The organism is Hungatella sp. SB206 (assembly GCF_051132295.1).
In the GTDB taxonomy this organism is placed as follows: Bacteria; Bacillota; Clostridia; order Lachnospirales; family Lachnospiraceae; genus Hungatella; species Hungatella effluvii.
Window position 1 is genome coordinate 3985369 of the sequence record NZ_CP096603.1, and the last position, 20663, is coordinate 4006031.

Annotated in this window: 17 protein-coding genes and 1 pseudogene; 5 read left to right on the forward strand and 13 right to left on the reverse strand. The window is 50.1% G+C overall.

The genetic code is table 11. The annotated features are described in order from the left end of the window. Positions 1-51: 51 nt before the first annotated feature. The 4 genes from M1L66_RS17490 to M1L66_RS17505 form a co-directional block, all read right to left on the reverse strand. Positions 52-867, reverse strand: coding sequence for a ClpP family protease (locus M1L66_RS17490; RefSeq protein ID WP_002603925.1), 816 nt, complete (start codon positions 865-867; stop codon positions 52-54). Positions 868-1020: 153 nt separating this feature from the next. Next, positions 1021-2310 carry an MFS transporter gene (locus tag M1L66_RS17495; protein WP_187021934.1) on the reverse strand — a complete coding sequence of 430 codons (1290 nt, stop codon included), beginning with the start codon at positions 2308-2310 and terminating at the stop codon, positions 1021-1023. Positions 2311-2396: 86 nt separating this feature from the next. Beyond that, positions 2397-2615, reverse strand: coding sequence for a hypothetical protein (locus tag M1L66_RS17500; RefSeq protein WP_025529283.1), 219 nt, complete (start codon positions 2613-2615; stop codon positions 2397-2399). 35 nt (positions 2616-2650) lie between these two features. Continuing rightward, positions 2651-3358 (reverse strand): helix-turn-helix transcriptional regulator, encoded by a 708-nt coding sequence (locus tag M1L66_RS17505; RefSeq protein ID WP_434687348.1) that lies wholly within the window; start codon positions 3356-3358, stop codon positions 2651-2653. 189 nt (positions 3359-3547) lie between these two features. Between M1L66_RS17505 and M1L66_RS17510 the strand changes: the two genes are divergently transcribed. Both M1L66_RS17510 and M1L66_RS17515 read left to right on the forward strand, forming a co-directional pair. Next, positions 3548-4162, forward strand: coding sequence for a TetR/AcrR family transcriptional regulator (locus M1L66_RS17510; RefSeq protein WP_434687350.1), 615 nt, complete (start codon positions 3548-3550; stop codon positions 4160-4162). A gap of 4 nt (positions 4163-4166) precedes the next feature. Continuing rightward, entirely contained in the window at positions 4167-5543 is a 1377-nt protein-coding gene (locus M1L66_RS17515; RefSeq protein ID WP_434687352.1) for an MATE family efflux transporter, read from the forward strand. On the opposite strand, the gene M1L66_RS17520 is transcribed toward M1L66_RS17515, so the two are convergent. Then, positions 5544-6701, reverse strand: a complete 1158-nt coding sequence (locus tag M1L66_RS17520) for a DUF2812 domain-containing protein (RefSeq protein WP_434687354.1) — start codon at positions 6699-6701, stop codon at positions 5544-5546. Between the two features lie 51 nt (positions 6702-6752). Continuing rightward, positions 6753-7147: pseudogene (locus M1L66_RS17525) on the reverse strand (DUF2500 domain-containing protein). Positions 7148-7509: 362 nt separating this feature from the next. Between M1L66_RS17525 and M1L66_RS17530 the strand changes: the two are divergent. Together M1L66_RS17530 and M1L66_RS17535 are read left to right on the forward strand one after the other, a co-directional pair. Next, positions 7510-8841: a citrate synthase gene (locus M1L66_RS17530; RefSeq protein WP_187021929.1), complete on the forward strand. Its 1332-nt coding sequence runs from the start codon at positions 7510-7512 to the stop codon at positions 8839-8841. Between the two features lie 3 nt (positions 8842-8844). Continuing rightward, positions 8845-11157, forward strand: coding sequence for a hydratase (locus M1L66_RS17535; RefSeq protein ID WP_187021928.1), 2313 nt, complete (start codon positions 8845-8847; stop codon positions 11155-11157). A 106-nt stretch (positions 11158-11263) separates the two neighbouring features. Here the strand turns inward: M1L66_RS17535 and M1L66_RS17540 are convergent, their stop codons facing one another. Then, positions 11264-12631 carry an RNA-binding domain-containing protein gene (locus tag M1L66_RS17540; protein WP_434687357.1) on the reverse strand — a complete coding sequence of 456 codons (1368 nt, stop codon included), beginning with the start codon at positions 12629-12631 and terminating at the stop codon, positions 11264-11266. A 117-nt stretch (positions 12632-12748) separates the two neighbouring features. Here M1L66_RS17540 and M1L66_RS17545 point away from each other — a divergent pair, with 117 nt between their 5' ends. Next, a complete protein-coding gene (locus tag M1L66_RS17545; protein WP_434687358.1) occupies positions 12749-13423 on the forward strand; it encodes a DUF5680 domain-containing protein in 675 nt (224 codons plus the stop codon). 122 nt (positions 13424-13545) lie between these two features. On the opposite strand, the gene M1L66_RS17550 is transcribed toward M1L66_RS17545, so the two are convergent. The 6 genes from M1L66_RS17550 to M1L66_RS17575 all read right to left on the reverse strand — a co-directional run bounded on the left by M1L66_RS17550 (position 13546) and on the right by M1L66_RS17575 (position 20584). After that, a complete protein-coding gene (locus M1L66_RS17550; protein ID WP_187023914.1) occupies positions 13546-15171 on the reverse strand; it encodes an SH3 domain-containing protein in 1626 nt (541 codons plus the stop codon). 164 nt (positions 15172-15335) lie between these two features. Next, a complete protein-coding gene (locus M1L66_RS17555; RefSeq protein ID WP_029466354.1) occupies positions 15336-16133 on the reverse strand; it encodes an ABC transporter ATP-binding protein in 798 nt (265 codons plus the stop codon). Positions 16134-16135: 2 nt separating this feature from the next. Next, a complete protein-coding gene (locus tag M1L66_RS17560) occupies positions 16136-17050 on the reverse strand; it encodes an ABC transporter permease (protein WP_187023913.1) in 915 nt (304 codons plus the stop codon). A gap of 171 nt (positions 17051-17221) precedes the next feature. Beyond that, entirely contained in the window at positions 17222-18274 is a 1053-nt protein-coding gene (locus M1L66_RS17565; RefSeq protein WP_434687359.1) for an ABC transporter substrate-binding protein, read from the reverse strand. 189 nt (positions 18275-18463) lie between these two features. Then, positions 18464-19975 (reverse strand): UDP-glucose--hexose-1-phosphate uridylyltransferase, encoded by a 1512-nt coding sequence (galT, locus tag M1L66_RS17570; protein WP_243270450.1) that lies wholly within the window; start codon positions 19973-19975, stop codon positions 18464-18466. An 87-nt stretch (positions 19976-20062) separates the two neighbouring features. After that, positions 20063-20584 carry a Gx transporter family protein gene (locus M1L66_RS17575; protein WP_055652877.1) on the reverse strand — a complete coding sequence of 174 codons (522 nt, stop codon included), beginning with the start codon at positions 20582-20584 and terminating at the stop codon, positions 20063-20065. Positions 20585-20663: the final 79 nt, after the last annotated feature.

Genomic DNA, 20663 nt, shown 5'->3' on the forward strand with positions numbered 1-20663 from the left:
CCTTTTATCCATTGGTAACAGTATACAAAAAAATCGGGAGAATTGCAACGGCTAACCTTCTACTTCATCCATCATCTCATACAATTTTCTGAGAGCGTCCTTAATTCCGCCCACCTCGTCGATCAGCCCCTCTTTCACCGTTTCCTCGCCTACAAGCACGGTTCCCAAGTCCCTTGTCAGCATCTCCGTGTTTAACATCAGGCGCTTTAACTGGTCGTAAGCGATCGTCGCGTGGTCCGAGACGAAGCTTAATATCCGGTCCTGAATCATCTCGAAATATTCATACGTCTGAGATGCACCGATGACCATGCCCGTCATACGAACCGGATGAACCATCATGGTTCCGGTCGGCACGATAAAGGAGTAATCCGTGCAGACGGCCAGAGGTACGCCGATGGAATGGCTGCCGCCCAGCACGAGGGACACGGTGGGGATGCTTAAGGAAGCAATCATCTCCGCAATCGCCAGACCGGCGTCCACGTCACCGCCCGAGGTATTGAGTATCACCAGGAGGCCTTCCACGGAATCATCATCCTCGATTTCTGCCAGTTTTGGAAGGATATGGTCGTATTTCGTCGTCTTGCTGTTTCCCGACAGGTTCTCGTGGCCCTCCACCTCCCCGATGATGGAGAGCAGATGAATTTTCCTCTTTTTGGAATTGTCATCCAGGGTCATCTGGCCGTACTCTTCCAGCTTTTCGTCCTCTTTCTGCTCGATATCCTTCTCCGTCTTCTTCTCATCGAGGCGGTCTTTTCTCGTATCTCCGGAAGAGGTATTTTTCTCGTCTGATCCGCCATTTCCGTTCTGGTTTTCTGCTCTGTTATCCGTTTCGCAGTTTGTTTCACTGTCTCTTTTATATTCTCTCATTCTGATTTCCTCCTGCATGGCTGTATTTTCTGCATCATTATATTGGTAGCTTTCTTATGATGTGGAAGGAACCAATATTTTATGCTTTGTACCGGCACAAAAAGAAGCACAGGAAGCGGAACGCATCATCGCGCTCTTCTTCCTGTGCTTCATTTATCCATTCTTTTTCATTTTTTTATAACAGAAGAAACAGCTCAAGCTTCCGAGAATGCCGGTACAGAGAAACATGACCGCCATCCCGGAGCCGGCTCCATACCCGGTCAGCCGGTGAAGAACCGTCTGAATGCCTCCGTCCGCGCGCATAAACGGTTCAAACACGTAGTCCGCCAGAAAACCGCCCAGGAGAATCCCGGTCGGAATCGTCCAGTACTGGATGGCATTTCGCACGGCAAAGATGCGCCCCTGCATATTCTGCGGAATCGTCCGGTAGAGAATCACATTCTGCCCCGCCATAATAAAAGGAATGGGGATGCTGGCCGCTATGCCGGCAATGCTCCATACGAGAATATTCTGCCCTGCTCCCATCAGAAAATCGCCCAGCAGAAAGGAGATGCCTCCCGATATAAAGATTACCCGGACGCTGTCCTTTGGAAGCTTTACGAAGGAGACGATCAGACCGCCCGCCATGCCTCCGATCCCCAGAATCCCGCTGACAATGCCGAGCGCGATCTGGTTCTGGCCGCTCCGCGCCAGAATCATGGGAGAAAGAATATTTTCATAGGTCAGCCGTGAAAAAAAGTTCATAAGCGCCATGCTGATCATCAGATACCAAAGCTGTTTGTGTCCGCGGAGAAATTGAAGCCCCTCCCTCCAAGATTCCTGAAGTGAGATCTTCTCTTTCTTTTTCCCTGTCTCCGTCCCTCCCGCATTCTCCGGTATCTTAATCCGAAACAGCAGGACAGAAAAAGCAAACAAAAAGGTCGCCAGATCAAAGACGATGACACCCTTTAACCCTGCAAATGAGGATAAGGATGCGGCCATCACCGGGGTTACCACCGTGAGTAAGGATGATGTAAAGGAATTTAAGCCGCTGGCCTGGCTGTACTTTTCCTTCGGAACCAGCATCCCCACCACCACCGTCTCCGCCGGAAACTGAAATGCGTTCATGAAGCCGGTGATTCCATTGACGATAAAAATGTGCCAGACCGCCAGATTCCCGGAGACCGCAAGCGCCGCCACGGTCAGAGAGCAGACCGCCGCAAGGAGGTCCGCGAGAAGCATGATCGTTTTCTTATGGTAACGGTCGATTACCGGCCCGGCAGCGATGCTGGCCGCAATATAGGGAAGCCATGTACAAAATGTCATAAGCGACACGGACATGGCGGAACCGGTTCTGCCGTAAGACCAGATGATTAAGGCAAAGGAAGTCATGGAACTCCCCAGCTGTGATACGGACTGGCTGAACCAGAAAATGATAAAGTTACGGTATTGTCTGTCTTTCATAGATTCTCTCCTTATAAATTAAAATAAAAGTAACTCATTCCATTTATAAGTGCAGAATCCACTCAGGCGACATCTGTTTCATAAAATCAAGCGGTATTTCTGCCGCTTACAATTCCTTTTATACGCTCTGTGCCAGATTCGCCTGTCATGAAACTCTGCACAGAGCCGCTGCATTCATTCTGATCACTGGTGCCATGGTTTTCCCTCCCTTTCAGGTATTGAGCACAAGGAGTTTCCGTGAGTACTCGTACTGCGCGGCAGATCTGCTCCCACAGGCCGCCTGCCCTGCTGTCAGTATACCACATTCCTTCTCTCCTGTCCCATATTTCTAACCGAGTCTTTATCGGCGGAGTCCAAGAAACATTCCGATCCCGGGAAGTAAAAACAGCGCAGGCGCCGTTACGAGCCGAACAATAAAGGAAAAAACAAGGGGCGGGCGGCGGATCCACCCAGACACGGCTCCCGGGTCAGGCAGAAATGCAGGTACCAGATCCTGCACCACGGGTACCATACACAGAAACGCTGCCGCCAGATACAGGAAAAGGAAGGCCATGGACACCCCTAAAACCGTTCTCCTGATCCAGTTCTGCCTGACCCGGATATCTCCGATGAGGCAGAGCCCGTTCATAAATGCCACAGCCGAGGCAAAAACACATAAGGGTCTCACAAGCAGCGCAAATAAATAAACCGGGACCGTGTAGCAGAACCGGTAATACCAGTCCATGATTTTATCTTTGACCATCAAGTGAACCACAAGCCCAGCGAGGGCTATGGCTCCCCACATCAGACAGTTTCTCACACAGCGCTTTCTCTGTGCCCCCTTCTCCTCCCCGCTTTCCTCCTGTCTGGAACGTCCGTATAAGACCATCAGAATATCCGTGTCAAATACCGCGGCAATGGATTCCAGCGTCTCAATATCCGGCTGATTCTTACCTGTCTCCCAGTTGGAGACCGCCTGCCTCGTCACATGCAGCCGCTCAGCCAGCTGTTCCTGTGACAGCGCACGCTCTTTCCTCAGCTTCTTTATGTTTTTTCCGATCCCGTTCATACGCGCTCCTCCTTCTCCATCTCTAAAAAACATACCACAGACAGCGCCGCACTGTCACGCAACAAATCGTTGCATCCCCCATTTTCGAACAATTTCCGTTGTTGCAAATAATTATTGACCACTCGGTCTATTTGTGGTATCGTAATAATAGACCACATGGTCAATATTTATTTTCAGGAGAATGGAATCATGAAACGAGAAGAAAAAAATCAGCAGACCAGACGGCGCATCCTGGAAAGCGCGCTGGCAGAATTTTCAGAGCAGGGCTATGGAGCCAGCTCTGTCAATACCATCAGCAACGGGGACGGGCTTTCCAAGGGAATTATCTACCACTATTTTCCGACAAAAGACGATTTATACTTAGCCTGTGTGGAAGAGTGCTTCCAGACGCTGACCGGCCACTTACAGAGCCACACTAACATGAAAGGCCAAACCGCCGAAGAGCGGCTGGAGCAGTATTTTCGAGTGAGACTGGACTTTTTTGAACAGAATCCCCAGTACCAGAGGATTTTCTGTGATGCTGTCATTATGCCGCCCGCCCATTTGGAGGCTTCCATTCAGGAGAAAAAAGCCCCGTTCGACCGTTTCAACATTGACAGCTTAAACCGGATGCTGGAGCCGGTATCTCTGCGCTCCGACTTATCGAGGGAAGATGTGGTGGACACCTTCCGCCAGTATCAGGACTATATCAATGCCAGATACCAGATGACCGGATCGGAGAAAATTGATATACGCGACCACGAGGAAAGCTGCCGCAGGGCGCTGCGCATCCTCCTGTACGGCGTTGTAGAGAGAAAGGAGTAATCCAATGGACAGTCAAAAAACAACGAATGCATCTGTTTTGGGAGAAATGAAGCCTTCGAAGGCCATCGTCAAGCTGGCGGTGCCCGCCACTCTGGCCCTTTTAGCAAAGGCGGTCTATAATATCGTCGATACCGCTTACATCGGCATGCTGCATTCCGACACGGCTCTGGCCGCCGTCGGCGTGACGCTGCCCCTGCTTCTGATCATGGTTTCGGTTGAGAACATCTTTTCCGCCGGCGCCGCCGTGCTGGCAGGACGTCAGCTGGGGGCGAAGGACCAGGAGGGGGCGGGCATTACGGTGACGACCATCGCCGCCCTGTCGGTAGTCATCGGTATGATTCTCTGCGTCGGCGGACTCTTCTTTATGGAGCCGCTGCTCCGTTCCTTCGGCGCCTCGGACGCGGTTCTGCCCCAAGCCAGGGACTACGCGTTCTGGATGTTTATCGCCGCACTGGCCAATCTGCCAGCCCAAAGCTTGAATTGTGCCGCCAGGGCGGAATCTTCCGTCAAGATTTCTTCCATAGCCGTCATCACAGGCGCCGCCCTAAATGTGGTTCTGGACCCTGTTTTCATGTTCGACTGGGGCTTAGGTATGGGCGTGCAGGGAGCCTCCCTGGCCACGACGGTCTCTCAGTTTGTCACATTTTTCATCCTGCTGTGGTTCTATTTAGGCGGACGCTCCATCATTAAAATCAAGCCGCACTATTTTAAGCCCGACTTTCACATGATAAAAACGGTCACACTGATCGGAATTCCCTCCGCGGTTATTCAGATCTGTCTCGCAGCGGCCACATCGCTGACCAATATCGCCGCAAAGCCCATGCCGGACGCCGATTTAATCATTGCGGCCTACGGTGTCGTCCAACGGCTGATTCTCATCGGCTGCTACGTCATTATGGGATTTATGCAGGGATATCAGCCGGTCGCTTCCTACGCTTTCGGTGCGAAGAACGAAGACCGTTTTCATGAGTCTGTCCGTTTCTCCCTCACCGCCTCCCTGCTGCTGACAATCGTGGTGGCCGCGGTCTATATCGCGCTGTCCCGGCCGTTCATCCGGTTATTTAACAGCAATCCCGCCGTGATCGAATACGGTTCCCGGCTGCTGATATCCCAGGTTGCCTTATATCCGGCGTTTGGGCTCTGCTATATGATGACCATCACCTTTCAGACCATCGGCGCCTCAAGGTTCGGCCTCTTCCTGTCCATGATCCGCCAGGGTCTCTTTTACGTGCCCTTTATCCTGATTCTGCCGAGGCTTCTGGGCGTGACCGGCATCTATTTTGCCCAGCCTGCGGCCGATGTTCTTACTATATTAATATGTATCCTTTCGATCCGTCCCATGAAACAGACGGCTTCCAGGAATATGAAGGAAACCCGCTGATCACTGCCAAAACAGCTCCGGCTGGGTCCACGTCTCCATGGCGTCGTGAATCATCTTTAAAAACTCGTCTGTATAGCCGGGGCCGATATAGCACACTGCTGCTACCTTCTGTCCGTCAGAGACAAAGAGATAATGCATGCTGTCGTTTATCTCGGCCACAAAGCCAGTGTCAAACAGCCCGGAAGATACCGCCTCCGGCTCAGCGCTGCTCCACTGCAGCTGATCCTTCATCATATTCTTGAAGACCGGCTTCACCAGCCTGGGAAAGCGGAGTTCCATATAATCCATACGGAGCATCTGGGCACCCGGTCCATCCTGGACGATCTGAAACTGTACCGGTGCAACGATGGAAGAATGATAGGTAACCGTTCCGCTTATGGGGCTGCTCTCCGGCGAAACCGCCGTAATGGACGGAACCGGAAGACTGGTATGAACCTCACTCAGTTCCTTATGCCAGGACTTCTGCTCTCCCGCCCATATAAACACGAGGCAGATGCAGGTTACCGCGGCTGCTGAACAGATCGATCTGGCCCGTCCTCTGCCAGGGCGTGTTTGACAATTGCGTTCTGGCAGATGTACGCCACATTTTGTCCCCTTTAAATATCTCCGGATCTGTATGTAATCGGACATTCTCCAGAAGATATTGATTCCAAACAGAAAGACCATCAGGGCACAGAGAAGGAAAGGCGTCGCCATGGTGGCCGTATACCAGAAACCAAATCGGCCCAGGATCATCCAGCACCAGAGAACCGTCAGTACGCAATCCGCAGCGCACGTCAGAAGGCAGCCATACCCCGTTTTCTTCAGGGACGCCTCGCCTGCACTTCGTATTTCCACGGAAATCTCCGGACTTACAGCCATCTCCCTGACAGCCGAAAATATCAAAAACTTTCGCCACACATCACCGGCCGCTTCCCAGCCTGCCAGACGGTACTGCCCCGTCAGCTCCTTTTCCTGCTCATCCCGGTACTGGTCACAAGGCTCCAGCTTATAGACCAGGCTTCTCGGCTCTTTTCTTTGAAAATTTGCAAAATAATACCCGGTCTTCCTGACAAACAGCCCCTGTCCGGCCAGCTCCGAAAACCAGGCCTCCAGACCGGCGCTGTCGTAAGGACTGACCGGCATCAATTTTCTGATTGTTCTTTTTCGTTTTTCCATCTCTCATCCTCGTGTCCGTTTGACTCGTTGCTCGCGGGAATAAATCCCTCTCTATGACTCCAGAGGTCCCCTCTCAAAACTGAGATACCTCGTTCCCTGAAAGGTCAGCCTGCCCATGTCGCCTTCCGCCAGCATCCCGTACTCCGTTCCCGATACGCCCAGCTCCATGCGGTCGCCGCTCTCGACCTGAAACGTTGCATAATAAGACGTAAAATTTGTATAAGTATCCATCGTGTTCTGATGCTGTGCCGGTGTGAAACCTCCTGACGCTTGGAAGTCACCATCGCTTCCACAGTCAATACCGGAGAGTGGTTATTGGAATTCCACTGCGAAATCCCCCGAATCAGGGTAACTACGATCATTACTGCCACGATCAAAAATATAACTCCGAATAAAATCGGAAATAACTGCGTAAATCCTCCGTAAAAGCCAAAATCACTGTACATGGCGCCGCTCCTTTTCCCTGTGGCTGTTACCACTCTTTTCTTTCTATTATAGTATGTTGTCAGAATCTTTTCCTTTCTTTTTCCTTAATATTATTGATTCATTTTTATTTCTAAAAATTAAGGCCGTCTATCGCACACATTTGTATGGTTAATACAAACATATCTTGTACGCATCACAATATTTTGATTGTGATTATAACAAGGTATTGACTTTGATACTTTTCCATGGTAAACTACTGAACAATATAAAAACGGTCACTTCAGTAATGCCAATGGGGGCAGCGTGGAGATCACTTCGCGCTGCTTTTCTGCAAAATTATGCAGGCCGTGACTGAATCTAAAGGAAAAGGAGAGAATATCGCATGAATAACTTCTTCATCGCACAGACATTTGGTAAATCCTCAAACTATACGGATATTCCAAATCATTTATTCAAGGAACACAACGTAAAAAAGGGTCTCCGCAACGAGGATGGCACCGGAGTCAGGGTTGGCTTGACGCGTGTATCCGACGTTGTCGGCTATGAGATTCAGGATGGGAAAAAGGTCAATGTACCAGGTAAGCTTTTCTACCGCGGAATCGAAATCGGCGATCTGGTAAAGGGAAAAGGAAATGCACGGTACGGCTTTGAAGAAACCACATTTCTTCTGCTATTCGGATACCTTCCCTCCAGGAAGGAACTGAACGAGTTTTCCGGAATTCTCCGTCATTTTTATCCGCTTCCCGATGAGTTTCTGGAGAAGAATCTGCTTCGTTCCCCTTCCCGCAATTTAATGAACAGTCTGCAGCAGAGTATCCTTTCTCTCTATAATTATGATGAAGATCCCGACAACGTGGACCCGTACCAGACGTTATTAAAGGGAATCAGCATTCTGGCTAAGCTTCCTTCCATGGCTGCCTACGCCTATCAGAGCAAGATTCACTACTATGACAGAGAAAGTCTGATCATCCACTATCCGAAGGAGGAATACTCCATTGCGGAGAACATCCTCTACATGCTGCGACGCGACGGCACCTTCACCGAGCAGGAGGCAGACTTACTCGACATCATGCTGATGATTCACGCCGATCACGGCGGCGGAAACAACTCTACCTTTACAAATGTCGTCATCTCCTCCACAGGAACCGACATCTACTCCTCAATCTCCGCGTCCATCGGCTCCTTAAAGGGACCGAAGCACGGCGGCGCCAACATCCGCTGCAGCGAGATGATCTCCGCCATCGAAAAGGAAATCGGCTTAAAAGCCACCGATGCACAGATCAAGCAGGTGATTAAGCGGATTCTTGACAAAGAATTTTATGATAATACCGGCCTCGTATACGGTCTCGGCCATGCCGTCTATACAGTTTCCGACCCGCGTGCCGACTTATTAAAAACCTGCTGCGAGAAGCTGGCAAAGCAGAAAAAACGTGAGGATGAATACGAATTCCTGACAAGATTTGAAAAAGTTGCCAAAGAAACTCTCGCCGGAAACGGAAAAACTCTCTCAAACAATGTGGACTTCTACAGCGGATTCGCTTATAATATGTTACAGATACCGGAAGATATGTACACGCCGCTCTTCGTCTGCGCACGTATGGCAGGCTGGCTGGCGCACAATATCGAGAATAAGATGTATGATGGAAAGATCATGCGTCCGGCGTTCAAATACGTTGGTGAAGCAACACCTTACAAAAAGAGAGAGGAAAGATAGCATATGGTTAAATTGTATGATGGAGGTGCTTTCCTGGTAAACGGTACGGAACTGGTGCCGGAACAGGAAGCCGAAAAGCTTGTCGCTCTGACAGGAAAGAACGTAACAAAAGAAGAGGCGAAAAAGGGCACGATTGCCTATTCGATCCTGAAGGAACATAACACTGCGGACAATATGGAACATTTGAAGCTGCGATTCGATTCCATGGCATCCCATGACATTACGTTTGTCGGAATTATCCAGACCGCAAGGGCGTCAGGCCTCACCGAGTTTCCGATCCCCTATGTCATGACAAACTGCCACAACTCCCTGTGTGCGGTAGGCGGTACCATCAATGAAGACGACCACATTTTCGGACTGTCAGCCGCGAAGAAATACGGCGGAATCTTCGTACCGCCTCACATCGCAGTCATTCACCAGTATATGCGTGAAATGATGGCAGGCTGCGGACGCATGATCCTCGGATCCGACAGCCATACCCGTTACGGAGCCCTGGGTACCATGGCGGTAGGCGAAGGCGGCGGCGAGCTGGTGAAGCAGCTGCTTCGTGATACATATGACGTCACCTATCCGGGCGTCGTAGCGATATATCTGACAGGAAAACCGGGCCCGGGCGTCGGCCCGCACGACGTGGCACTGGCCATCGTAGGCGCCGTATTTAAAAACGGTTACGTAAAAAACAAAGTTATGGAATTCGTAGGCCCTGGTATCGCCTCCATGGATACCGATTATCGTAACGGAGTCGATGTCATGACCACGGAGACCACCTGTCTCTCCTCCATCTGGAAAACAGACGAGGACACGAGGGACTACTTAAAGATGCACGGCAGAGAGGAGGCTTATAAAGAGCTGAACCCGGCGGATGTCGCCTATTATGACGGCGTCGTATCCATCGATTTAAGCACCGTTAAGCCGATGATCGCTCTTCCATTCCATCCGAGCAACACCTACGAGATCGATGAACTGAATGCAAACCTGGGCGATATTTTAAGAACCGTGGAAAAGGAAGCCGATCATATTCTCGGCAATCCGAATGTTCATTTATCCCTGACCGATAAGATCGTTGATGGGAAGCTCCTGGTACAGCAGGGTGTCATCGCAGGCTGTGCAGGCGGCAACTATTCCAACGTCATGACGGCCGCTCATATCCTGTCCGGCAAGGACTGCGGAAACGATATCTTCAACCTGTCCGTTTATCCGTCCTCACAGCCGGTATACATGGATCTGGTAAAGAAGGGAGCCGTTACAGAGCTGATGGCTGCCGGCGCTACCATCCGTACAGCGTTCTGCGGACCGTGCTTCGGTGCAGGCGACACTCCGGCGAACAATACACTGAGCATCCGCCATACCACGAGAAACTTCCCGAACCGTGAAGGTTCCAAGCCGGGCAACGGCCAGATCTCCTGCGTCGCCTTGATGGATGCCCGCTCGATCGCAGCCACCGCCGCAAACGGAGGCTACTTAACCTCGGCGGAAACCATTGCTGACGGTTATGAAGTACCTGCTTATGAATTCGACAGCACCTCCTATGAAAGAAGAGTTTATCAGGGTTATGGAAAGGCAGATCCAGAGGCAGAACTGATCTACGGACCGAATATCAAAGACTGGCCAGCCATGAGCGCCCTGACTGATAATATTATCCTGAGAGTCTGCTCTAAGATCATGGACCCTGTCACCACGACGGATGAACTGATTCCTTCCGGAGAGACCTCATCCTACCGCTCTAACCCGCTGGGTCTGGCAGAGTTCACGCTTTCCAGACGCGATCCGGAGTATGTCGGCCGTTCCAAGAAGGTCAATGAACTGGAGGCGGTTCGCAAGACCGGCGCTTGTCCGTTAAAACCGGATCCGGAGATGGAAGCAGCGTTCAATGCCCTTCGTATTTATTTGGATCAGCCGGAATTAAGAGCCAGAGAAACCGAGATCGGAAGCATGATCTACGCAGTAAAACCTGGCGACGGCTCCGCACGTGAGCAGGCGGCCAGCTGCCAGAGAGTTCTCGGCGGCCTTGCCAATATCGCAAACGAATACGCCACCAAGCGCTACCGCTCCAACGTGATTAACTGGGGCATGCTGCCATTCCTTCTGGATGAGGAGCCGTCCTTCGACATCGGTGATTTCATCTATGTTCCGGGTGTCCGCGCCGCCTTAGAAGGCGATATGCAGCATATCCCGGCCTATGTCATTAAGAATGAAGAGGGCAACCCGATTCACGAGATCAATCTTCATATTGCGGAGATGACCAGCGAGGAAAAAGAGATCGTAAAAGCCGGCTGTCTGATTAATTATAATCGCAACCGCCACAGCGAGAATTAGATTCCTTAAACAGACTCACAAAAAAGCTTTTATTAACACAGCTTCCGGCTGGAACTTGTTAATAAAAGCTTTTCTTTTATCCCTATTTCTCAATAATCTGCGTAGTTTATTTCCTTACATATCTTGTCAGTCTGCCATTTCCAACTTTTTCAATTAAGCTTTTATCAAGCATTTCTTTTACTATGTTAATTGCATGCGTAGTTCCACTACCTAAAACTGTTTCAACATCAGAACGTGTAATTTCTTTTTTATATTCAAACAACTGAAGGATTGGCAAATACTTTGCATCTTCCATACTTAAATTCCGTGCATGTACATTGGGAAGAATCACTTGAAAAGCACCTTCCACACTTTCAAATACAGGTTGTTCAGACTTCCCCTTATAGCAGCTTATAATCTTGCTGATTCCCGTACCATACGCTTCAATTAATTTCATTCTATAAAATAAATTTGCCAGCTTTTCATTTCTTGACTGGGAGGCGCCGAGCATAGCCGCTTCCAATGACAAACCGGGCACCAAGCCCCCTAAAGATATAAATTCCAGCCGGTCAGAATACAAATTAATAAAGGTGCTTCCACTAAAAGAATAATCTCTATGGACAATTGCATTCAATAATGCTTCCCGAACAGCATCTTCCGGATAATCTCTTTCGTCCGTACGCAGTAAATCATGGAAACTGGCCATTGTTCCATTATAAAAATCGATGGTTTTGTATACCTCTGCCAACTGTTCAAAAAGCGAGCCCGTAAATTCTTTCCTGTCTTTAAAGACTAATTTGTCTGTACCCTGAAAAACAGCAAATTTTATAGAATGCCTGCACTGATCCGAAACAAGCAGGCCCATATTTGTGAAAATACCATCAGGCGAAAGAATTCCCAGATTCTTCATCTGCACCCCTGTAAACTCCAGTTTTCTTCTCTCCATCTCCTTACTTAAACTGTTGAACGTCAACTCCTGAATTAATGAGCGGTTTGTTTCAAATGAATCGCCATCTGTCATCTTTATCATCATACGAATCGCATCTTCCGATGCCGGAGCGGAAGTTGTACCGCTTCTGACATATACACCGGTCGGTTTCAATCCTTTGTCGGAAAGATAATATGGTTTTTTCGTGCCTGAATCCACTGTCACTTTTATATACGATTTGTTTTCGTCTTTTAACAGTTCAATGCTTGTAAACATAGAGATATCTGGTCTGATACTATCTCTTATTGAATTTGCAATTTGCTGTATTACAAAATCAGCATGATCAACGCCAACAATCGTTCCATTGTCCTGCACACCAATATAGATCGTTCCGCCATTTGTATTTGCAAAAGAAACAATTTCTTTCTTCAAATCAGTAGTATAGATTTCTTTTAACTCAATAATCTCGCTTTCATACAATTCCATATTATCACTCTTTCTATCACGTTCTATCACCATTCTAACACAACAAGTGATAGAATGCAAGATACCTTTTCTTTCAGCCACAAATCCCTGTTTCTCAATAATCCGCAACCCACAGTTGCAGGGCCTGCCACCACAGGGTGTTTGCATTCTTCCCCATACTCCTGTATGATTATACGTAACAGCGAAAGGAGGAACCACATGAATTTCAACGAAAAACTACAGCACCTGCGCGCCAGCCGAAAGCTTTCCCAGGAGGAGCTGGCCGGACGCCTGGACGTCTCCCGTCAGGCCGTGACCAAATGGGAAAACGGCCAGGCATTTCCCGATTTTCCCAATCTGGTCCGTCTCAGTGAACTCTTCGGCGTTTCCATCGACCGCCTCGTCAGGCAGGAGGAGGAATGCGCCCCAGCCCTTTTAGACCCGGACCCTGCGTCTGAAAAGGCGCTTCGCCGCTTTCTTATGCGGGCTAAACAGCGCACCTACGCCTCCGGCCAGAACACCGCGCCTCCTTCACGCCCCCAGTCTCACGATTTTCGATACTCCGAGCAGGATTATCTCTACATCGACACCTATCTGGGAAGCCGGAATTTTACGGGAGAGGAAGCCGTATGGATCAGGGACACTCCCGTCTGGGCGCTCAATTACTATGGCATATCGCTGGACGAGACCTTTTACAGTGCCTTCTTAAAGGAAGCTCTGTCACAGGTTCCGGCCGAACTTCCCCTCCGCGGCCCGGAATACTTCCGGAACGAGGATTTTACCTATGTCTGCCGGACACAAGGTACCCTCGGCCAGTTTCAGGGTGAAGAGGCCATCTACTGCCGGGAGGTCAGAATCTATACGTGTCACTTCCACGGAGGCAGACTCTCCTGAGTCATTTCTCCGGCTTATCATGGAAAAGAGCGTTCTAATTTTTTTCATAATACGAATCTTCCATACGAAAAAAGCATGCGCAGAAAACTGTCTATGGTTCTGCGCATGCTCTCTTATATGGATTAATCTCCCAGTATATTCCTGATTCTCACCGGTGTTCTGTAGTTCCATGTCGAGATCTTAATACCGCTTCTCCGGCTGGCCGCGTTGACGATCTGGCCGTTGCCGATATAGATTCCCACATGATTGATAGTTCCTTTACTGTTCGCATAGAATACGAGATCTCCCGGACGCATCTCGCTGGACTTCACTGCTTTTCCCATATTCGCCTGCGAACCGGAATAGTGCGGAAGGCTGATGCCAAAATGACCGAATACGGAGAGTGTAAATCCGGAACAGTCCGCGCCCTTGGTCAGGCTGGTGCCGCCCCATACGTAGGGATTGCCCAGGAACTGCAGTGCGTAGTTTACAATCTGGGTCCTGAGAGAAGCCGCCGCGTTGGCCTTTTCCTCCAGCGGTGAGAACTTGATCGCCTCAGGCAGCGCATACCTTACATCGACGTAATCCGATGCCACATAAGCGTTGCTATCCTCTTCCAGCTCGATCTCTACCCAGCCGTCAATCTGTTTCAATACCGGATACTTCTCGTTATTCGAGATCTGGGTCCAGATCTTGGAATCGGTGGACGGTTCGGACCGGGCGTTCAGCATGTCCGTGTTCACGATGGCCATCAGCTCAGCGACCTTAAGCGCCTCATCCTTGGCTGCCTGTCCGGTCAGAATAAAATCGGATTTCACGTAGCCGGTGATCTTACCGGACTGGATCTTGTACCAGCCATTGTCCGTCGTCTCGAGAATGTTGCCCGCCGCCTTGCTCGGCATCTTAGCAATTACCTTGCCGTCCTCGCTGGGCTCTTCCCTGACGTTTAAATAGTTATCCACATCTGAGATACCGATGTTCTTGTACATATTGAAGATCATGGCCTTCAGATCCAGCTTCCTGGCCTCGTTTAACGCATACTCCAGCTTGACGTAATCAGCCGACATATAGCCGGACGGAATCTGAACCCAGCCGTCGACCTGATCGATGACCTCGTACCGCTCGTTTATAAGGCCCTGTCCCACAACATCCGACGTGGTATTGGCCTCTTTTCTGATATTTAAGTTGTCAACCTGCACGATCGCCCGCAGTGCCACCAGCTCATAGGCTTTCGTCTTCGCCTCATCACCTGTCAGGACATACTGGGAATCAATATATCCCTCGATGCCGCCGGAAGAAATCTTATACCAGCCCTCCTGGGTACTGTCTAATATCTCACAGGCACTGTCTCCCATCAGCTTTCCAACAATATCCGCCGAAGTATTCGGTTCTTTTCTCACATTCAAATATCCGGAAACCTGAACAATTCCCAGATTCTGATAGGAATCGACAACCGCCTTTTTTTCCTCTTCCGTCTTCTTTGCCTGTGCTTCTGCCTCAGACTCCTCGGCTTCCTTCGCAGCAATCTTCAGCTGTCCCGGGTCTTCCGCCTGGCTCTCCGTCTCTGTCGCTGCGGTCGTCTTTTCCGCCCCTGCCGATACACGCTTTGCTATGGCCTTCCCGGCAAACAGGAGGATTACAACCACCACAACCGCTATCACTGCCAGAATGATGTATCTCTCAAAATCATTCTTATTACGCTTCTTTCTGGCTTTGTTCAGATGAACGATGTAATCTTTTTTGTCACTTTTATCGCTTTTGTTTTCCATTGTGTAATATTCACTCCATCATCGTTTTTGGCTTGAAACAGTCAAGTCAGACTACGAGCCTATCCGTCTTAGTATAGCATAATTTGTCGGTTATTGCGATATAGAAAGAATAAATAATTATTAAGATTATGTAACGATTCTGTGACATAAATATGTATACGATGCTACTTCGCCAGGATCATTCGGTCATTTGCAAACTCTTCGCCGCTTGCTTCCTCGAATTTCTTTAAGAGGTCTTCCACCTCCAGGTTCCTCTTCTCTTCCCCGGAAATATCATAGATAATGCGGCCTTCATGCATCATGATGAGGCGGTTGCCGATGGAGATGGCGTCCTTCATGTTATGGGTGATCATCAGAGTCGTCAGATTCTGCTCTTCCACGATCTCCTGCGTGATCTCCAGCACCTTTTTCGCCGTCTTCGGATCCAGGGCCGCGGTGTGCTCGTCAAGCAGAAGCAGCTTCGGTTTCTGAAGCGTCGCCATCAGAAGCGTCAGCGCCTGTCTCTGACCGCCAGACAACAGACCTACCTTGTTGGTCATGCGGGTCTGGAGTCCCAGCCCCAGCTTCAATAAGGCATCGTGGTAGAAATCCTTCTCGTTGGCCTTGATTCCCCAGCCCAGGCCGCGCGTCTTGCCCCGCCGAAATGCGAGAGCCATGTTCTCCTGAATCTCCATGCCGGCCGCCGTTCCCATCATGGGATCCTGGAAGACTCTGCCAATGTAGCGGGCACGCTTATACTCCGGTTCCCTGGAAATGTTGACGCCGTCGATCTCGATCTTGCCGGAGTCGATAGGGTATACCCCCGCAATCATATTGAGCATCGTGGATTTCCCCGCGCCGTTGCCGCCGATAACCGTTACAAAATCACCTTCGTCCAGATGAAGGTTAATGCCGTTTAACGCTTTTTTCTCGTTGATCGTATTCTTATTAAAAGTCTTTCTGACATTCTGAATATCCAGCATAATTATTCTCCCCCTTCCGTGTAAGCCTTCTTAAGCCGCCATTTTCTCACCACGACAGGGACACAGAGGGCAACCGCCACGATCACCGCGGAAAGCAGCTTCATATCGTTGGCATTCATACCCATCCTCAGTACCACCGCGCGGATGACGAAGTAAATGACAGAGCCTACCACAGCCGAGGTCAGCTTGCTGCCGAAGGATCGAAGGCGTCCCATGAGCACATCGCCGATAACGATGGCCGCCAGGCCGATGACGATAGCGCCGGTTCCCATGCCGATGTCCGCATACTTCTGGCTCTGGCATACGAGTCCCCCGGATAAGCCTACAAGACCGTTGCTGATAGTCAGCGCCAGCAGCTTGGTCCAGTTCGTATTCACGCCCTGCGCCCGGATCATGGCCTCGTTGTTGCCGGTCGCACGCATGGCGCTTCCGATCTCCGTACCGAAGAACCAGTACAGAAAGGCGATCATCACGATCGCAACTCCGACTCCCAGGAGAAGGGAAGCGACCTGCTTATTGATCCCTGTCCATCCGATGATCCTGGAGAAAATCGTGTCGGTCTTTAACAGAGGCACATTGCTCTTGCCTCCCATGATCCGCAGATTGATGGACCACAGTCCGATCTGCGTCAAAATTCCCGCGAGAATCGCCGGTATCTCAAACACTGTATGTAAGAATCCTGTCACCATTCCTGCCACCATGCCGGCTGCTGCCGCCACAATCAGTGCGGCCCAGGGATCCATCCCTCTGTTCAATACCATGACGGCGCAGACACAGCCGCCCAGGGCAAAACTTCCATCCACCGTCAAATCGGCAATGTCCAAAAGCTTGTAGGTGATGTAGACACCCAGTACCATAATTCCCCATAAGACTCCCTGTACTACCGCATCCTGAAGGGATACCAGTAAACCGTTCATTCAACCATTCCTCCGCATCTTTATCTTTCTGGCATTTCCTTAAGCGTCTGTAATAACGCTCATAAATGCCTTACATAAAGAATACACTTCCGCATTCTTTATGTAAAGCATTTATGTAGAAACAGACAGATGCCTGCCGCTGCTGGCATCTGCCTGTTCATAAATATTCTTTTATTTGAGACCGGAAACGTCGATCCCAAGCGCTGCCGCGGTATCTTCGTTTACAGTCAGATTGCACTTGTCTGCCGGCAGGTATTCAATCGGCATCTGAGAGATATCAGCGCCTTCTGTCAGGATTCTGACAGCCTGCTGGCCGGTTAAGTAACCAAGCTGGAAGTAGTCGATTCCGTATGTAGCCAGGCCGCCTGCGTTCACCATTCCCTCTTCTCCGCAGATAACCGGGATTCCGTTGTCACTCGCAACCATAGCAACCGTCGCCATCCCTGCTGCGATGGTGTTGTCTGTAGGCGCGTAGATCGCGTCCACATTGCCTACCATGGAGGTAACTACAGTCTGAAGTTCATTGGAGTTCGATACCGTATAATCAACGGCCTTCATGCCCTTGGCCTCAATAGCTTCTCTCGCCATCTTCGCCTGAATCTCGGAATTGGACTCTGCCGAGCAGTAAAGTACGCCAATGGTCTGTGCATCCGGAAGAATCTGCTTTAATAAATCAACCTGCTCCTTTACAGGAGTCAAGTCGGAAGTACCGCTGACATTACCACCCGGAACATCGTTACTCTCTACTAAATCAGACTCTGCCGGGTCAGTAACCGCCGTAAGGAGAATCGGGATATCCGTTGTCGCACCTGCCACTGCCTGTGCTGCCGGAGTCGCAATCGCAAGGATTAAGTCGTCGCCGTCATTCACCAGCTTGCTGGCGATGGTCTGGCAGGTCGGCTGATCGCCGGAGGCGTTCTGCTGGTCTACCGTATAATTAAGTCCGGCGTCATCGAGCGCCTGGATAAATCCCTTGTTTGCCGCGTCCAGCGCGGAATGCTGCACCAGCTGAAGAACACCGATCTTAAACTGCTTGCCGTCGTCCGTCCCGGCCGCTTCTGCTGTCGTCTCTTCTGCCTTCGTCTCAGCTGCGGAGGAAGCCGCCTCTGCCGTCGTTGTCTCTGGTGCCGCGGTCGTCTCCGCCGGCTTGCTCCCACATGCCGTTAAAGACATCATCATGGCGCCTGCCAGGATGAGTGATGCCACTTTTGCTGTTTTTTTCATAACCAATCTCTCCTCTTCTTCACAAATCTCGTTCGATCTGAACTTAATTGGTATCATACTACAAAAAATCCACCCCGTCAATTTCATTGCTTTAAATTTATGTGTGTTTAACGCATTAAAGTGGATTTTTGTTAAAAATGCCGAAAACAGAGAAATGGTTTTATCACTTTTTACCCTGCAAAAACTACTTTATGCTTCCAGAAAGCCGGTGCTGTGGAGGAAACGTCCGAACGCTTCCCTGCCCTCTCCGCCGCACTTGTAGACGCCCGCATCCTCAAGGACGCGCTCGAATACAAGGCCTACTTCCTTCTTTAAAATCCCGTCAATCGTATCCTTCGTGATCTCCGGATACTGGGGCAGGAATTCTTCTACCCAGTCCGCGTGCTTCTCGATCATCTCGTTGCTGCGGATATCCTTTTTCTCCAGAATATACTCGGCCAAAAGGCTTAGCTCGGCCTTCAGTCTGGAAGGAAGGACGGCCAGTCCCATCACCTCGATCAGGCCGATGTTCTCCTTCTTGATGTGATGAAGCTCCTGATGAGGATGGTATACGCCTAAGGGATACTCCTCCGTCGTAATATTGTTCCGGAGCACCAGGTCCAGCTCGTACATCTCTCCCTTTTTCCTGGCAATTGGAGTAATTGTATTATGCGGTTCCCCGTCAGTCTCTGCGAAAATAAACGCTTCCTCGTCCGTATAGCCTCTCCACGTCTGCAATACCCGGTCTCCCAGCCGGATTAAGTCGTCCGGATTCTTGCTGCGGGTTCTGAGGACGGCCATCGGCCATTTCACGATGCCGGCTTCCACACCCGGAAACTCTTCCATCTGGTAATACTTCTCGATCGGCGCCTTCGCCATGGCAAAGGTATAGTTGCCGCCCTGGAAATGATCATGAGACAGGATAGAACCGCCCACAATCGGCAGATCCGCGTTGGAGCCCAGGAAGTAGTGAGGGAACAGCCTGACGAAATCGAACAGCTTGACAAAGGTGTTCTTCTCGATCTTCATGGGAATGTGCTGTCCGTTAAACACGATACAGTGCTCGTTATAATATACGTATGGGGAATACTGAAAGCCCCACCTGCTGTCGTTAATTTTTAAACGAATGATCCGGTGGTTGTTCCTGGCGGGATGATTTGTTCTGCCTGCGTATCCCTCGTTCTCCATACAGAGCTGGCACTTGGGATAACCGCTCTGTTTTGCCAGCTTAGCGGCCGCAATGGCCTTCGGGTCCTTCTCAGGCTTGGATAAGTTGACGGTAATATCGAGATCGCCGTACTTCGTGGGCGTTACCCATCTCATATCCTTTTTGATGCGGTACCGTCTGATGTAGTCTGAATCCTGGCTCAGTTTATAATAGTAATCCGTGGCTGCCTCCGGTGACTCCCCATCATAGATCTCCCAGAATTTCTTCTCGATCTCACCAGGTCTAGGCATCAGGCAGTTCATCAGTTTTGTATCGAATAAGTCCCGGTATGTAATGCTGTCCTCCGGCATAACTCCCGTCTCATGGGCATAATCCAGCAATTCCTTTAAAACGGATTCCAAATCGGTCTCAACTGACTCACCTTCCGGTTCTTCATACTCGTCCATCCGCATCACGTCAAGAATCTGGTTCGTGGCATAGATCTTATCAACCTCCGTAATCAGTCCTGTATCCAATCCGTACTGCACCAGTTTCTTTATTGCCTCATAAATCATCCCAATCCCTCCTGTTTTCTTCATGACTGTTTCCCTCTATTATAACTTGAGGGTACGCGTAAAACAATACGATATCCTTTGTTTTTCCTATAATTTTTTTATAAAGCGGGGAAGCCGTTCCACGATCAGCCCTCCGACCAGACCAATCACGAGGCCGGCGGCCGTACCTGCAATCAGAAGCACGGGCAGATAAACAAAGACTCCCGCCTGCTTTACCACCAGCGCCGCCACACACAGCTGGCCGATGTTATGGCCCACGCCGCCGATGACGCTGATTCCCACAGAGCTGAACCATTCCCGCTTTTTGCACAGGATCATCAGCAGAATGCTTAAGGCCCAGCCGCCGAGGCTGTACATCATGCTGAAGACATTACCAAAGGTAAACGCCACCAGCACGATACGGATCATGGAAACAGCCACGGTTCCGCCGATTCCGACCGTATAGAGGCCCACGACCGTCACCAGATTGGCCAGCCCCAGCTTCACACCCGGAACCCCAAGGGAAATGGGGATCAGCGTCTCTACGAAGCTTAACACGAAGGCAAGCGCAATCAGCATGCCGTAAAGCGCCGTCTTATGGGCGGGACTTTGTTCCGTCTTTCCTGTCATAGTCTTACCTCCTTTTTTGTTCCGCCTATCATCTTACCATATTTCCGGTATAAAATACAATTGCCAGACTTCGAAAAGT

What these genes read in the sequence shown, in the direction of transcription:
- M1L66_RS17490 (WP_002603925.1), bottom strand. Translation starts at nt 867, where the DNA reads ATGAGAGAATATAAAAGAGACAGTGAAACAAACTGCGAAACGGATAAC.
- M1L66_RS17495 (WP_187021934.1), bottom strand. Translation starts at nt 2,310, where the DNA reads ATGAAAGACAGACAATACCGTAACTTTATCATTTTCTGGTTCAGCCAG.
- M1L66_RS17500 (WP_025529283.1), bottom strand. Translation starts at nt 2,615, where the DNA reads ATGTGGTATACTGACAGCAGGGCAGGCGGCCTGTGGGAGCAGATCTGC.
- M1L66_RS17505 (WP_434687348.1), bottom strand. Translation starts at nt 3,358, where the DNA reads ATGAACGGGATCGGAAAAAACATAAAGAAGCTGAGGAAAGAGCGTGCG.
- M1L66_RS17510 (WP_434687350.1), top strand. Translation starts at nt 3,548, where the DNA reads ATGAAACGAGAAGAAAAAAATCAGCAGACCAGACGGCGCATCCTGGAA.
- M1L66_RS17515 (WP_434687352.1), top strand. Translation starts at nt 4,167, where the DNA reads ATGGACAGTCAAAAAACAACGAATGCATCTGTTTTGGGAGAAATGAAG.
- M1L66_RS17520 (WP_434687354.1), bottom strand. Translation starts at nt 6,701, where the DNA reads ATGGAAAAACGAAAAAGAACAATCAGAAAATTGATGCCGGTCAGTCCT.
- M1L66_RS17530 (WP_187021929.1), top strand. Translation starts at nt 7,510, where the DNA reads ATGAATAACTTCTTCATCGCACAGACATTTGGTAAATCCTCAAACTAT.
- M1L66_RS17535 (WP_187021928.1), top strand. Translation starts at nt 8,845, where the DNA reads ATGGTTAAATTGTATGATGGAGGTGCTTTCCTGGTAAACGGTACGGAA.
- M1L66_RS17545 (WP_434687358.1), top strand. Translation starts at nt 12,749, where the DNA reads ATGAATTTCAACGAAAAACTACAGCACCTGCGCGCCAGCCGAAAGCTT.
- M1L66_RS17550 (WP_187023914.1), bottom strand. Translation starts at nt 15,171, where the DNA reads ATGGAAAACAAAAGCGATAAAAGTGACAAAAAAGATTACATCGTTCAT.
- M1L66_RS17555 (WP_029466354.1), bottom strand. Translation starts at nt 16,133, where the DNA reads ATGCTGGATATTCAGAATGTCAGAAAGACTTTTAATAAGAATACGATC.
- M1L66_RS17560 (WP_187023913.1), bottom strand. Translation starts at nt 17,050, where the DNA reads ATGAACGGTTTACTGGTATCCCTTCAGGATGCGGTAGTACAGGGAGTC.
- M1L66_RS17565 (WP_434687359.1), bottom strand. Translation starts at nt 18,274, where the DNA reads ATGAAAAAAACAGCAAAAGTGGCATCACTCATCCTGGCAGGCGCCATG.
- galT (WP_243270450.1), bottom strand. Translation starts at nt 19,975, where the DNA reads ATGATTTATGAGGCAATAAAGAAACTGGTGCAGTACGGATTGGATACA.
- M1L66_RS17575 (WP_055652877.1), bottom strand. Translation starts at nt 20,584, where the DNA reads ATGACAGGAAAGACGGAACAAAGTCCCGCCCATAAGACGGCGCTTTAC.